The organism is Pseudoalteromonas sp. M58 (assembly GCF_042604605.1).
Lineage (GTDB): Bacteria > Pseudomonadota > Gammaproteobacteria > Enterobacterales > Alteromonadaceae > Pseudoalteromonas > Pseudoalteromonas tetraodonis.
Window position 1 is genome coordinate 2,007,952 of the sequence record NZ_CP152390.1, and the last position, 14,211, is coordinate 2,022,162.

The 14,211-nt window shown below is 38.9% G+C and carries 13 protein-coding genes and 2 tRNA genes; 9 read left to right on the forward strand and 6 right to left on the reverse strand.

Features of this window, described 5'->3' with window-relative positions; genetic code table 11:
* Window positions 1-75 precede the first annotated feature (75 nt).
* On the forward strand, window positions 76-1,452 hold the full coding sequence (locus AAGD16_RS09195) for an L-serine ammonia-lyase (protein ID WP_008112780.1): 1,377 nt from the start codon (window positions 76-78) through the stop codon (window positions 1,450-1,452).
* Between the two features lie 264 nt (window positions 1,453-1,716).
* Here the strand turns inward: AAGD16_RS09195 and cysB are convergent, their stop codons facing one another.
* Window positions 1,717-2,694 (reverse strand): HTH-type transcriptional regulator CysB, encoded by a 978-nt coding sequence (gene cysB / locus AAGD16_RS09200; RefSeq protein WP_008466190.1) that lies wholly within the window; start codon window positions 2,692-2,694, stop codon window positions 1,717-1,719.
* 295 nt (window positions 2,695-2,989) lie between these two features.
* Between cysB and AAGD16_RS09205 the strand changes: the two genes are divergently transcribed.
* The gene (locus tag AAGD16_RS09205) at window positions 2,990-3,745 is read left to right on the forward strand and encodes a hypothetical protein (protein ID WP_013465225.1); all 756 of its coding nucleotides are present in this window, start codon (window positions 2,990-2,992) and stop codon (window positions 3,743-3,745) included.
* 114 nt (window positions 3,746-3,859) lie between these two features.
* Here the strand turns inward: AAGD16_RS09205 and AAGD16_RS09210 are convergent, their stop codons facing one another.
* On the reverse strand, window positions 3,860-5,152 hold the full coding sequence (locus tag AAGD16_RS09210) for an NCS2 family permease (RefSeq protein WP_008113045.1): 1,293 nt from the start codon (window positions 5,150-5,152) through the stop codon (window positions 3,860-3,862).
* Between the two features lie 118 nt (window positions 5,153-5,270).
* On the opposite strand from AAGD16_RS09210, the gene AAGD16_RS09215 reads away from it, so the two are divergent.
* The 3 genes from AAGD16_RS09215 (at window position 5,271) to AAGD16_RS09225 (ending at window position 7,005) form a co-directional block, all read left to right on the forward strand.
* On the forward strand, window positions 5,271-5,732 hold the full coding sequence (locus AAGD16_RS09215) for a sel1 repeat family protein (RefSeq protein ID WP_033104392.1): 462 nt from the start codon (window positions 5,271-5,273) through the stop codon (window positions 5,730-5,732).
* Between the two features lie 322 nt (window positions 5,733-6,054).
* On the forward strand, window positions 6,055-6,489 hold the full coding sequence (locus AAGD16_RS09220; RefSeq protein WP_013465228.1) for a SulA-like leucine-rich domain-containing protein: 435 nt from the start codon (window positions 6,055-6,057) through the stop codon (window positions 6,487-6,489).
* 39 nt (window positions 6,490-6,528) lie between these two features.
* Window positions 6,529-7,005: a YchJ family protein gene (locus AAGD16_RS09225; protein WP_090492276.1), complete on the forward strand. Its 477-nt coding sequence runs from the start codon at window positions 6,529-6,531 to the stop codon at window positions 7,003-7,005.
* Between the two features lie 67 nt (window positions 7,006-7,072).
* Here AAGD16_RS09225 and AAGD16_RS09230 read toward each other — a convergent pair whose 3' ends face one another.
* Both AAGD16_RS09230 and AAGD16_RS09235 read right to left on the reverse strand, forming a co-directional pair.
* Window positions 7,073-7,375, reverse strand: coding sequence for a DUF6172 family protein (locus AAGD16_RS09230; RefSeq protein ID WP_008113037.1), 303 nt, complete (start codon window positions 7,373-7,375; stop codon window positions 7,073-7,075).
* Between the two features lie 212 nt (window positions 7,376-7,587).
* Window positions 7,588-8,115 (reverse strand): VC2046/SO_2500 family protein, encoded by a 528-nt coding sequence (locus AAGD16_RS09235; RefSeq protein ID WP_058154866.1) that lies wholly within the window; start codon window positions 8,113-8,115, stop codon window positions 7,588-7,590.
* 112 nt (window positions 8,116-8,227) lie between these two features.
* On the opposite strand from AAGD16_RS09235, the gene AAGD16_RS09240 reads away from it, so the two are divergent.
* A tRNA-Tyr gene (locus AAGD16_RS09240) sits at window positions 8,228-8,312 on the forward strand.
* Between the two features lie 49 nt (window positions 8,313-8,361).
* Window positions 8,362-8,446: transfer RNA gene (locus AAGD16_RS09245), tRNA-Tyr, on the forward strand.
* A 25-nt stretch (window positions 8,447-8,471) separates the two neighbouring features.
* Here the strand turns inward: AAGD16_RS09245 and AAGD16_RS09250 are convergent.
* Complete coding sequence (locus AAGD16_RS09250; RefSeq protein ID WP_028835040.1) at window positions 8,472-9,164, reverse strand: M48 family metallopeptidase; 693 nt, start codon at window positions 9,162-9,164, stop codon at window positions 8,472-8,474.
* A 245-nt stretch (window positions 9,165-9,409) separates the two neighbouring features.
* Between AAGD16_RS09250 and AAGD16_RS09255 the strand changes: the two genes are divergently transcribed.
* Together AAGD16_RS09255 and AAGD16_RS09260 are read left to right on the forward strand one after the other, a co-directional pair.
* Window positions 9,410-12,721, forward strand: a complete 3,312-nt coding sequence (locus AAGD16_RS09255; RefSeq protein ID WP_377111344.1) for a PAS domain S-box protein — start codon at window positions 9,410-9,412, stop codon at window positions 12,719-12,721.
* Between the two features lie 17 nt (window positions 12,722-12,738).
* The gene (locus tag AAGD16_RS09260) at window positions 12,739-13,734 is read left to right on the forward strand and encodes a two-component system response regulator (protein WP_028835038.1); all 996 of its coding nucleotides are present in this window, start codon (window positions 12,739-12,741) and stop codon (window positions 13,732-13,734) included.
* A 47-nt stretch (window positions 13,735-13,781) separates the two neighbouring features.
* Here AAGD16_RS09260 and AAGD16_RS09265 read toward each other — a convergent pair whose 3' ends face one another.
* Window positions 13,782-14,210, reverse strand: coding sequence for a VOC family protein (locus AAGD16_RS09265; protein ID WP_028835037.1), 429 nt, complete (start codon window positions 14,208-14,210; stop codon window positions 13,782-13,784).
* Window position 14,211: the final 1 nt, after the last annotated feature.

Consider the following 14,211-nt stretch of genomic DNA (forward strand, 5'->3'; position numbering starts at 1 on the left):
TGCGTTTCCACGTTATTATAGTCGACCGTTCAAAGAACAGCTTAATGCTGAGAAAACTAAGTAGAGACACACATTATGATCAGTGCATTTGATATGTTTAGCATTGGTATTGGCCCTTCATCGTCACATACCGTTGGCCCAATGCGTGCATCACGCTTATTTGTTAATGACCTAAACGAACAACAACTATTAGCAAATGTGACCGATGTAAAAGTAGAGCTTTACGGCTCGCTTGGCCAAACAGGTGTTGGCCACGGCTCTGGTAAAGCAGTGATACTTGGCTTAGCAGGGTATGATCCTGAAACCATTGATGCCGATTTAGTGGATGACATACTCGCTAAAATTGAAAAAGAACAGGTTATTTACCTAAACCAAACTCACAAAGCTAAATTCCCTAAGCAGGGCGCGATTGTTTTTCATCGCAGAAAGACACTCCCTAAACATTCCAACGCAATGGAAATTATTGCCTATAACAATGGCGAAAAAGTATATAGCAAAGTTTACTACTCTATTGGTGGCGGATTTATTGTTACGGATGAAGAGTTTGAAAAAGAAAAACAAGCCGCTTTAGATATCCGTGAAGAAAACCCAGCCCCGTTCCCGTTTGGCTCGGCTAAAGAATTACTCGAAATGTGTAAAGAGTCGGGTTACAGCGTATCAACGTTAATGATGAAAAACGAAAAGACGCTACGCAGTGAAGAAGCCATTAAAGATGAGCTATTTAATATTTGGCAAGTAATGAAAGCCTGTATTGAGCGAGGTATGCGCACCGAAGGTATTTTACCTGGCGGATTAAAAGTAAAACGCCGTGCGCCAAGCTTATATTTAAAGCTTAATGTAGAAGTCAGTAACGATCCGCTGCGCGCCATGGACTGGGTTGATTTATTCGCATTAGCTGTAAACGAAGAAAATGCAGCCGGAGGACGTGTAGTAACTGCCCCCACAAATGGCGCAGCCGGAATTTTACCTGCAGTATTAATGTATTATCATACTTTTATTAAAGAAGTAGACCGTGATATTGCTACCCGCTACTTATTAACTGCCGCTGCAATAGGCATTTTATATAAAAAGAATGCCTCTATTTCTGGTGCTGAAGTGGGTTGCCAAGGCGAAGTCGGTGTTGCTTGTTCAATGGCCGCAGGCGCACTTACTGAAATTGTTGGTGGTAACGTTGTACACGTAGAAAATGCCGCTGAAATTGGTATGGAACATAACTTAGGGTTAACCTGTGACCCTGTTGGCGGCTTAGTGCAAGTCCCCTGTATTGAACGTAATGCAATGGGCGCTATTAAAGCAATTAATGCGTCGCGCCTTGCTATACGCGGTAGTGGTGAGCAAAAAGTATCGCTGGATAAAGTAATAAAAACCATGCTCGATACGGGTAACGATATGAAAACAAAATACAAAGAAACCGCTCGCGGTGGACTGGCTGTTAATATTATCGAGTGCTAATTAACCTGAACTCTGGTTAAGAGATTTACTAACATATAGGATCAAAATGATATTTATGTTTATTTTCTCTAGCTAGAGATTTTTAGTGAAAACAAGGCGAAATTACGCGTCAATAGCTAGCCTATTGCAAGTAAATTCAACGCAGTTAGCGCTGAAAATAGCTGCTTAAGATGGATTTATTATCCACAGTTCAGGTTAATTACATAGCACAAAAAAGCCGCTTAGTTGCAAAACTAAGCGGCTTTTCATTGCTGTTTATGGCGGTTACTTAACCGGCAATTCAATATCAGCAAATAACTTATCAACATCTTCTTGATTACGCAGTAAACTCGCACGCTCTACTCGCTCTTTAGTTAAATGCGGTGCAAAACGTTCGATAAAGTCATACATGTAGGTGCGTAAAAAACTGCCCTTTCTAAAGCCAATTTTAGTCGTGCTCGCCTCAAATAAATGGCTAGCATCAATGCACACTAAGTCGCTGTCGTTTACCTGATCAATTGCCATAGATGCAACCACACCCACACCTAGCCCTAAACGCACATATGTTTTAATGACATCGGCATCGGTGGCAGTAAATACAATATGTGGCTCTAATCCGTAAGCATTAAATGCTTTGTCGAGCTCCGAACGACCTGTAAAGCCAAATACGTAGGTAATGAGTGGGTATTGGGCTATATCAGCCACTGTTAAATTATCCACTTTTTTCGCAAGGGGATGATCTTTAGCAACCACAATACTACGATTCCAATGGTAGCAAGGCAGCATTACTAAATCTGAATATAAATGAAGCGCTTCTGTGGCTATGGCAAAGTCAGCATCACCGCGAGCGGCTGCATCCGATATTTGCTGTGGTGTACCTTGGTGCATATGCAGTGATACCGCAGGGTATTTTTGAGTAAAGCCTTTAATTACACTCGGTAACGCATACCGTGCTTGTGTATGCGTGGTAGCAATATTAAGTTTGCCTTGATCCGGTAAAGTATGTTCATTCGCAACCGCTTTAATACCCTCAACTTTTGAGAGTATTTCGCGTGATATGTTAATGATTTCCTCGCCAGCGCCTGTAACATGAGTTAAATGCTTACCACTGCGGCCAAAAATTTGTACACCGAGCTCATCTTCTAACATACGTACTTGCTTAGAAATACCAGGCTGGGAGGTAAATAAACTTTCAGCCGTAGCTGAAACATTTAATTTATGATTTTGAACTTCTACGATATATCTAAGTTGTTGTAATTTCATGGCTATGTAGTTTCGTTATAATTCACATTGACAGATAAAAGCGCACCCTAACTATAGGTAGCTATATAAAAGGCTGATTAATGTTACATAATATAACAATTAATTTGTTGAAATTTCAGGTTAACACAATAAATAAACTTGAGGTAGCAATGATTATCAGCAATCGAAACATAACATATTAAGATTTAAACGCTTTATGGTGACGCTTTTTTCAGTTAATCTGAGCAAAGTTTCCCACCTTTTATATATTTAATGTAAGATTAGATAATAAGGTTAAGAATTTGAGAATTATAACATGATAGTTTCCATTATAATTGTATTAATTGTTGCACTTATAGTCATTGCACTATGGGTTAGTGCTGTTCAGCAACACAAAGAAAAACAAGAAGCTGAACGACGCAAAGAGTTAACAAAACAAAAAGCAATCATTGAAGAAACCGAAGAAGCATTAATGAATAGCGCCAACATTCCACTTTCAGAGGCAACTCAGCGAATATTACAACGACGAATTCATGATGCGCTCAGTCAAATGGTGTCTATTTCAAGCGGAGGTAGTGGACTAAAAAACCGCTTAAAAGAAGCAAAAGAGCGACTACAAAACCCAATTCAAGACGGTTCAGATGGCTTTGTATTACCAGGCAACGACAAACAACTGATATCGCTGATACAAGGCATTAAAAAGTTACGCACTATTATTCGTTCTGAGCATAATAAAGGCAAAGTAGACAGCCAGGTATTTATTGCAGAAGACAAACGCCTTGAAAAGCTACAACTAAGAATCAACATTGAAAGCCAAATAAAACGAGGGTTATCAGCGCAAACAGCTGGAATGATAGGCTCTGCTAGGCAGTACTTTGAAAAAGCAGCTGCCACACTTAACAGTGTTTCATTTAATGACGATTACATTACGGCAAAACGAGCTGAAGTTGAAGGCTACCTTGAAACGATAAGTAATGAACTCAAGGCATCAAATGCTACATCATTGAAGAAAAAGAACGAACAAGAGCAAGATGATTTAGACGTATTATTTGCACCTAAAAAGAAATGGTAACTCCTTTCTAAATAAAAAGCCCATGCAGTTGCATGGGCTTTTTTTTGAATAGGATTTTGCCCCACTTTGTGTTTACATACTAGAACATATACATATTCTAACAAGCTGCCTGCATTAAGATAAAAATGCGAACTTAACAATAAACAAGGCAGTTAAAATCCAAACACTAATGCTTACCTGATCTTTTTTGCCACACAGCACTTTTACCGCCGTATAAGAAATAAAACCAAGTGCAATACCGTGTGCAATTGAGAAAGTCAGCGGTGTCATTAATAATACAACACTCACCGGAATTGCATCAGTCATGTCGTCCCAATTTACAAACTTTAAGTTTTGTAGCATCAATACAGATACATATAAAATAGCTCCCGCGGTTGCGTATGCAGGCACCATTTGAGCTAAAGGCGCAAAAAACATCATCAGTAAAAAGCAGCAACCCACAACCACAGCGGTCAAACCCGTTCGACCACCAACAGATACACCTGCAACAGACTCAATGTATGACGTGGTTGTTGAAGTACCGAGCATTGCACCTGCAATGGTTGCTGTGCTGTCGGCGCTTAATGCACGACCTAAACGCGGCATATTACCGTTTTTATCTGCTAAACCAGCCTTCTGAGTTACCGCAACTAACGTGCCTGAGGTATCAAACAAATCAACGAATAAAAACGCAAAAATAACACTCAACATCGACAGTTCAAACGCGGCACTAAAGTCCAGTTGCATAAAGGTCGGCATGATAGAAGGTGGCATAGCAATAACACCATGATACTCCACTAACCCCATAGACACAGCAATCGCGGTGACTAGTAAAATACTAATCAGTACGCCACTTTTAAAATCGCGATAAAGCAGTGCAGCAATAACAAAAAAGCTGAAAATAGCCAATAAAGGGCCAGGCGAGGTAATATCACCCAACTGCACCAGTGTTGCAGGACTTGATACAATAATACCGGCACTTTTAAGTGCGATGAGAGCTAAAAATGCGCCAATACCCGTTGCTATTGCTTGCTTGAGCACCAGAGGGATTGCATTAATAATCCACTCTCGCACCTTAAATAAGCTTAGAATTAAAAATATACACCCTGACATAAATACCGCACCCAACGCAGCTTGCCAGCTATAACCCATACCTAATACAACACCATAGGTAAAAAATGCATTTAATCCCATACCCGGTGCCAATGCCAGTGGATAATTGGCCCACAAACCCATAATAAAACACCCTATTGCAGCAGCAATACAGGTGGCAACAAAAGCAGCACCTTGGTCCATACCGGCTTCCGCAAGCATAGCTGGGTTTACGAATACGATATAAACCATCGTAATAAATGTAGTCATACCGGCAATACATTCACGGCGAACCGAAGAATCATTTGCACGGATTTTGAATAAGGCTTCGAGCATAATAAACTTGTGGTTGTAAAAAGTGGCGAGATTTTAGCATAAAAATAACTTTTTACAGGACATTTTACCTTGCTATATACTAAACTAGCTAAGTGATTAAAATAACAAACGAAGTAGCATGATCAAAACGACACCAAGTGGCCAAGACTTAGAGCAACAATTAGACAACATTCTTTCTTTTGTAACGCAACCAAGCGATGCAAATCTCCCTGCGAGCTCTAAAAACACCGATCAAGACACATTAAATAAAGCCCTTTATTACCTTAAAAATGAACAAGGCGCCTTAGCCGCAAAATGGATGCGTTTGGCAGCAATGGCAGGAAATTATCGCGCGCAGTTTTATTTAGGGCTGTTTTTTATAAAAGGACAAGGTGTGCCGCAAAGTGTATTTCATGGTGCTGCGTGGCTTAGCTTAGCCGGTAGTCAAGGCTATGAACCTGCCATAGAAGCAATGAGCGATATACGAAAACATATTAGTACCAAACGACTTAAAGATGCTCAATGCTACGCAGCCAGCCTGTATGAACAAATTCACCAGTTACAATTTTCACATTTGATCCCCTCTAGTAGCGAAAAATAATTTCATTGCCCAGCAACTCATTTCATCTGTAAATTAATTAAGCGTTTATAGCCAAAGCAAGCACGCTTAATTAATTTAAACTACTGTATACCCCCTGTTCATCTGTATTTATTTGCTCCCAGCCTTAAAATTAATTCTGTGGGGATTAATATCCAATAAAAATTAAATCTTTGTTATATATAGATTATTTGTATATTTATAGTAACTGTCGCGTTTTAAGATGAATAACTGTACAAAAAAATAGCAAAAAACACTTGCACCAAACAACTGTATAAACTACTGTATGAATGTACTGTATAAAAACCCAGTGAGTGAGAAGATTATGTTACAGCCAATTACCGTAAGAACAGTTAAAAGCTACCAGCAAGATGACCAATCAGATTGTGTTAACGTTGTACAAATTGAAGATGAAATTTCAGCAACGTTTGAGTTATTAAAAGTATTACACCAATACAACAGCCTAAACGCATGGACACTGTTAATAGCACCAGATAACGTACCGAGCAAAGCGCTACTTGATTCATGCTCAATTGATACCAGTAAATTACTGGTTATTCGTCAAAAGCATTTAGTTAATTTAGAGTATGTTTTAAGTTCTGCACTTCACAATGGAAATTTTGCCGCGGTGATCACCTGGACTGACATAATAAATAACCAACAACTGTCGCAGTTATCATTAAACTTGAGCCATACGCGCACTAAGTTGTATTGCTTTAGCAAAAAAAGCGCTCATTCTGAGATTTCACTTACGCAATAAGCTTGATAAACTAGCGTTTTAATACACAGTACATTTATCATGACTTCTAACGCCCTATTATGTTTTTGTGGCAGTCAGCAACCTTATGCTGATTGCTGCGAGCCTTTTCATTTAAAAACCAAACAGCCACACACACCAGAGCAACTTATGCGTGCACGCTACAGTGCTTATGCTGTTAAAAACGCGGTTTTTGTTCGTGAAAGTTATGCAAAAGAAAAACAAGCTGAAAATTCAATTTCAGAAATTAAAGATTTTGCAAATAGTTGCCGTTTTATAAACTTAGCCGTATTAGACTCTGGTTATAATGATGAAACAGGATTTGTTACATTTAAAGCTCACTACTTTTATCAAGATTTATATTGCGAGTTGGCAGAAAATTCAAGGTTTATTAAAGAAGATGGACAATGGCGATACCTTGATGGTGAGATTACACCGGTTGCCGATATTAAAGTAAAACGTAATGATACGTGCCCTTGTGGCAGTAATAAAAAATACAAAAAATGTCATAGTGTATAAACTTCAGCTACAAAAAATGGGCCACAAGGCCCATTTTCAAAAACTACACTAAACGCAAATTAGCGTTTTACTCGCCATCATCTTCATCGAAATCTTGACGCTGTGCAGGTCTTGCTAAAATCTCTAAGTAAAAAGAAGTTAAACCTTGCTTTTCAATTTCACTGATGTGATTGTTAATTTCAGCAACGTGAACCACTTGGGCTTCTTCAGCCGTGTTACCAAACTTACAATCAAATGCCCAGTAGTCGGCATCAACAGGTAAAGTTTTATTACGTTCTCTTTTCAAATATTTTTTCACTTCATGCTTTGCAGCATCAACCATACGAGGGTATTTGATTTTCTCATGATTCAGCGTGAATGTTTTCTTCATTACGTTCCTAATTACCTTGGTTTAATGATAATGGCATTTAATGTCATACCATTTGCGCCATTATAGCAATTGCATTTAAATTTTGGATGCTTTTTTTATATTAAATCAGTTATTAAAATAAAGCACCTATAAAACCAATAGTTACTTACTACTATAAACACAGTTTATTACAATCAAATGGCATGTATAAAGCAGCAATTGAACACATATAATTAGGCACTAAACAAATGTAATGGCTGGTGGATAGCTTCATTTTGTAAATCATCATAAAATGCCACCGCATCCATTTGAGGGTTTGATAACTCGGTGTTGGTATTTTGAATTCGTCGACGTACCGCTAATTCACAGTTATCAATGACAGTCAGTGGAATGTGGTTTTTATCATCACGAATATTAAATGGCTCAGGCTTTAAGCACTGAGTTAACTTTATATCACTCATCCCTACAGCGCTTCCCATTTTTGCTAAAAGCTCTGTGTTATTTTTACCAATTAACATATTAAAGGTATCTGGCGCTAATGGCTGCTTTGGACCTGCGCCAAATTGTTTACGCAGAGCATTTTCATCAGCTTGATCATGCTTAGTGTCACTTTTGGGTAGGTGGAATTCACTAAAATCGAGTGCATCGTGAGAGAGCATTGCTAATAAAAGTGCAAACTCGCCTCGGCGGTTTTCGTGCACACTTTCGTTAAGCCTCGTTTTTAACTGGCTCTCCGTGATTAACAAATCACCAATCTGCATAGACTTTAGCCTATTTAACTAATTAATAAGTATTTATCGGCTAAATTTGAATTTTCTTTAGCTTTTTTCTTTACTTAAATAAGAAGTTTGCTATTATCTGCCGCGTTGCATTGGAGGGGTTCCCGAGCGGCCAAAGGGATCAGACTGTAAATCTGACGGCTCAGCCTTCGCTGGTTCGAATCCAGCTCCCTCCACCACTTTTCTTAGGCTAAGTTAAGTGGGGCCAAATGCAATAACAATTAGTGTGGAGGGGTTCCCGAGCGGCCAAAGGGATCAGACTGTAAATCTGACGGCTCAGCCTTCGCTGGTTCGAATCCAGCTCCCTCCACCACTTCTCTTCTCTACCTTATTTCTTTTTATTCAAATACCCACTGTAAACTCATACCATGATTGTTTAACCAGTTACTTGCTTGTTTATAATCTGAATAAAATAATCCCACACGTTGCCAAAATTGAGCGCTGTGATTTAAATATTTTAAATGTGCTAATTCATGAACAATCACGTAGTCAATAACCCATGTCGGTGCACTTGCCAAGTGTAAGTTGAAGGTTAGTTCACGCCTGCGATTACAACTACCCCAGCGACGTTTATACAATTGAATACGAATATTACTCGGTAGCTTTTCACCCATCAGCTGACAATAATCGTTAACTCGCATTTCAATATAGCTTTCTAATTTCTCATGCAAAAACTGCTCTAGCAAACTTTGATACATTTGCGTTTGATGCTTTACACGTGAAGAAATACTCAGTAACAGCGTTTGGCTTTCATTGTGCTGCTGCCATTGAGTGCGTACTGCGTTTTCAAATTGCACATTAACAGCTTCATTAAATAATTTAATACTCTGGGTTTTGAGTGGAAACTGTCGTGTATCGGCTTGAATTTGTTGCTTATGTAACTGAGCATCAATCCAGTCCTGTTTACTTAACAGCCATTCATTAATTTGTGTTTTCGTTACAAAATGGGGCGCATATACCGTAAGCTCACGTTGTGCGACTTTGATAGCCACTGTTTTTCTTCGCTTACTACGCTTTAAAGTGTAATCCAACAATGAATGCTGCCTATTTATAATTAACCACTGGGTTTTATTTTACCTTGTACCATAACGGCTAATCTATAAATAATCCCTACTAAATGCCATTTTAATAACAATGGATTTAGTGCTACTCAATAAATAGTATGGTTTAGAGCTTAAAACACTTACGTTACTTTTGTAATTTATAACTCAATACCTTGTGATTATTATTGTATTTTATATTAGACTGAATTTAAGAGTTATTATGTGAATGATTGATGTTAGCTAATTTTTTTATAAACGAACCAGATCCAAGCCTAATTATTAATGGTGTATACGACCCAAGTTTAGTGACACTATCTATACTCACCGCAATTTTTGCAGCTTATTTTTCTTTGCACGTTATCGATTTAGCAAATAATACACATTTTAAATCTTATCGAAAGTTAGCCAATATAACCGCAGCCTTAGTCCTTGCCGGAGGGGTCTGGAGCATGCACTTTATTGCTATGCTGGCATTTTCTTTGTGCACTACAATTGAATACGATCCCACACTCACTTTTGTGTCGTTTATACCGGCTTTACTGGCATGTACCATTGCTTTTTCTTGTTTGAAAACATATAGCTCTAAGCCTCGTATTATCAATTTAATTCTAAGCTCTCTTTTATTTGGCGCGGGTGTTGGCACCATGCATTACAGCGGTATGGCCGCGATGCAATTAAGTCCTTTACTTCGTTATGATCCAATATGGTTTGGCGCTTCAATTGTTGTTGCAGTGCTGCTGTCTTTTATAAGTCTCTATACACGTTTTCATTTACCAGCACACTTTAAAAAATTAACGCCTGTGCATAATCGTATTATTTGTGCCCTTATTCTTGGCCTTGCCGTGGCTGGTATGCATTATATGGGCATGGCTGCTACGCGATTTATTGCAACAAGCCCGATAATTAACGAGCAAACAAACCAATCACATCTAACCTTTATTGCTATTAGTGTGTCGTTCGCCACGCTTTTATTAACAGCGGTGGTTGTGATCATCAATGGCATGATCCGTTACAGAATGCTGTTGGGGAAAAAATCAGCTGAAGAGTCTCGCCTTGATGCTATTTTATCAACTGCCATTGACGGCATCGTTACTATCAATATTAAAGGCACTATTTTGAGCTTTAATAAAGCCGCAGAAACAATTTTTGGCTGGCAAGATAATGAGGTCATTGGCCAGAATGTAAAAATATTAATGGCTGATGATATTGCTAATCAACACGATGCTTTTTTAAAAAATACAACAAACCATGAGGTAAAACGTGTTATTGGTGTTAATCGCGATGTGTGGGCAAAACATAAAAATGGTCATCAATTTCCAATTCGCTTAGGGATTGGTGAAGTAAAGCAATTACAAACTGAAACATTGTTTGTGGGCTTTATTACCGATTTAACTGAGCAAAGAGCGTTACAACAAAGCTTAATTGAAAAAGAGCGACAATACCGTACCTTAATGAACAATATGCCCGGTGTGGTATTTCGCTGCTTGTTAGATGAACACTGGAGTATGTTGTTTATCAGCCCTAGCGTCTATGAACTAACGGGTTATCGCGCTGAAGAATTTACTGAGCAGCGTATTACCTTTGCCGAGCTTATTGTTAAAGAAGATGAAGCGGCTATTTCTTTAGCGATTGATCAAGCAGTTGCATCGACCAGTCAATACTCAATTGAGTATCGCATTCGCCATCGCAACGGCAATATTATTTGGGTACTTGATCAAGCAAGTATTATCACTAACTCTAAAGATGATACACGCTGGGTTGATGGCGTTTTAGTTGATATAACCAAGCGCCATGAATATGAGCAAAGCTTAAAGCAAGCTAAATACGAGGCTGAAGCAGCCGCGCAAGCTAAACAGTCTTTTATGGCAAATATGAGCCATGAGATACGTACCCCCATGAATGCAATTATTGGCTTTAGTGATATTTTAATGGATAGTCCGCTTAATAAAGAACAACAAAAACAAATTATTACCGTTAATAACGCTGCGCGTTCTTTATTGCATTTACTCAACGATATCCTTGACTCAGCAAAGCTAGAGAAAGGTAAACTCGAAATTCAAAAAGTACATTTTAACTTGCAAGAATTGCTCGATAATATTGTGTCGACATTTTGGCTTGATGCAAAACGCAAAGACTTACAGCTCATTTTAAAAATAGCTGACAATGTAAATCCATTTTATTTTGGTGATGATACGCGTTTACGCCAAGTGCTAACCAATTTAATCGGCAATGCGATAAAGTTTACTGAGCAAGGCCATGTTACTGTTTCGGTTACTCATAAACCCAATCAACCCATTTTATTTGAAGTACAAGATAGTGGTATAGGTATCGAAAAAGGTCGCCTTGAGGCTATTTTTAAACCCTTTGAGCAAGCAGATGGCACCACAACACGCCGATTTGGTGGCACAGGGCTTGGCACAACAATTAGTAAGCAGCTGGTTGAATTAATGGGCGGCAAAATATATGCACAAAGTACCCTTGGTCAAGGTAGCTGTTTTTCCTTTACTGTTGGGCTTGAGCCAGGCGAAAAAAGTCAGGTGCAAGCCATTAGTAGAAACGCATTTAGCTTACCCCCATTAAAAATCTTAGTGGTGGATGATATTGAACAAAATATCGAACTACTCACTATTATGCTTTCCCAAGCAGGCCATCAGGTAAGTAAAGCAAATAATGGTTTTGAGGCCATTGACATGTTTAATCAGCATCGCTTTGATATTATCCTAATGGATATTCATATGCCTAAATGTGATGGGATCAGTGCCACAGCATCAATTCGCTCTTTAGAGCAGCAAAAACAACTAAAGCACACGCCAATAATTGCCTTAACGGCCAGTGTGCTACAGCAAGATAAGCTAACAGCCAAACAAGCGGGTATGAATGGTTTTACAACCAAACCCGTTGACATAAACCAACTCAACCAAGAAATAGCGCGGGTGCTTGGGCTTGCTATCAGCCAGTTAGTAACTAACGATCCATTAGATTCAAAACTTCGTATAGATTTTAATAAAGGCGAAAAAATGTGGGGCAGCAAAGAGAAACATCTCAAAGAGATTGCACTCTTTTTAGCTCAGCATCAAAATAGTATGCAAACCTTGGCGACCACTAAGCTAAACGACAAGCATCATGCTCATATTTTGCATAATTTAAAAGGCCTTGCCGGTAATTTAGCGCTCAATAATTTATCTTACTTAATTGCGCAAGCTGAAAAACAACGTGATATAGCCAGTTATACTCAGTGCATATTAAAATGTCAGCAAGAGTGGCAGCAGCTAGCAGATGAATTATCACACTTACACATTGCTTTTAAAGAGAATGAATTACAAAAAGAAACCGTGTCAGATGCTGAATTTATTCACCAATTAACGCTTTTACTCAGCCAAGCTAAACGAGCAGAGTTGGATGATACGTTATTAAGTTATATTGAAAGAATAACACCCGAACAACACAAAGCTGCTATTTTGAATATTTATGAGCAGTTTAATGACTTTGAATTTGATAATGCACAAACACAGCTCAACGCATTATTAACAACACTCAATAACTAGCTCTTCTGAGGATACCGATGGATCAATCGATAAGTCAGGCGCGAATATTAATCGTCGATGATGAACCTGCAAATTTAAAAGTAATGCGCGAGGTCTTAGCGAGTAACTACCGTTTATCGTTTGCTAAATCGGGGGCTGTGGCACTGCAATTAATAGAAAACGATCCGCCAAAACTCATTTTACTTGATGTAATGATGCCAGATATGAATGGCTTTGAAGTGTGCAAAATTTTAAAAGCTAATCCTAAAACCGCACACATTCCGGTCATTTTTGTCACCGCACTCACGCAAGAACAAGATGAATCGGAAGGGTTTTCGCTAGGTGCGGTTGACTATATAACCAAACCTATTAGCCCTGCGATTGTAAAGGCAAGGGTAAAAACTCATCTTTCTTTAGTACAAGCCGAGCAACTAAAACAAGCACATGTAGATTTAGTTGAGCGATTGGGTCGCGCGGCAGAGTATAAAGATACCGATACGGGTGAGCATATTGCACGAATGAGCCAATACAGCAAAGTACTTGCTTTAGCGTTGGGAATGAACGAACAACACGCAGAATTATTACGCCAAGCTGCGCCAATGCACGATGTCGGAAAAATAGGTATTCCTGATTCGATACTGTTAAAACCTGGCAAATTAACCCCCGACGAATTTGCACACATGAAAGAGCATGCCGCTATAGGGGCTAAAATATTGGCCAACTCACCTTCCCCCTTACTGCAACTTGCCCATGTATTGGCTATTGAACATCATGAAAAATGGGATGGCACAGGTTATCCTAATGGATTGAAAGGCGAGGAAATCTCTATTGAGGGGCGGATTGTAGCGATTGCTGATGTATTTGATGCACTTACATCAAAACGTCCTTATAAAGAGCCGTGGAGCATTGAGCAAACACTAGAGCATATGAAACAACAAGCAGGAAAACACTTTGACCCTCAACTGGTTGATCTTTTTATTAGCAAAATTGACGCTATTTTAGCGATAAAAAAGGCTCATCAAGAACGCGATTAAATCGTCTCTTTTTTGAACAAATATTACTGCACAAAGTTCAACAGGACCTAGCCTCTTTTGGCATTGTGAGAGCCTAACGCTACAGCTGGAAAATGCTGTTTTATAATGCGGTAGTCATGGGAAGTGATCTCATGGCTATTGCCACTGTTATCTTTAAAATACATAGAAAAAGTCACGCCATGATCAGCCAGTATCGTTTTAATTTCAAGCTGCTCAAAATGTGCTAACCACGCTATAAATTGCTCACCGGTTGCAGCAAAAGCGATTCCTTTACTTCGCCCTGGCGCCTCAAATAAAGCTAAACGTGTGGATGCGTTTTCATCTTCAAGCGTTAAAGGGCCTTTGCCTTCTTCATTCCAAAATGCTAATTCCTCTACTACAGTAAAACCAAGCACCTTTTCATACCAATCAACGGCTTGGGTGAGGCTTTGAACATTTAAATGACAATGATCAATACCGCTCAATTTTGGCCTCACT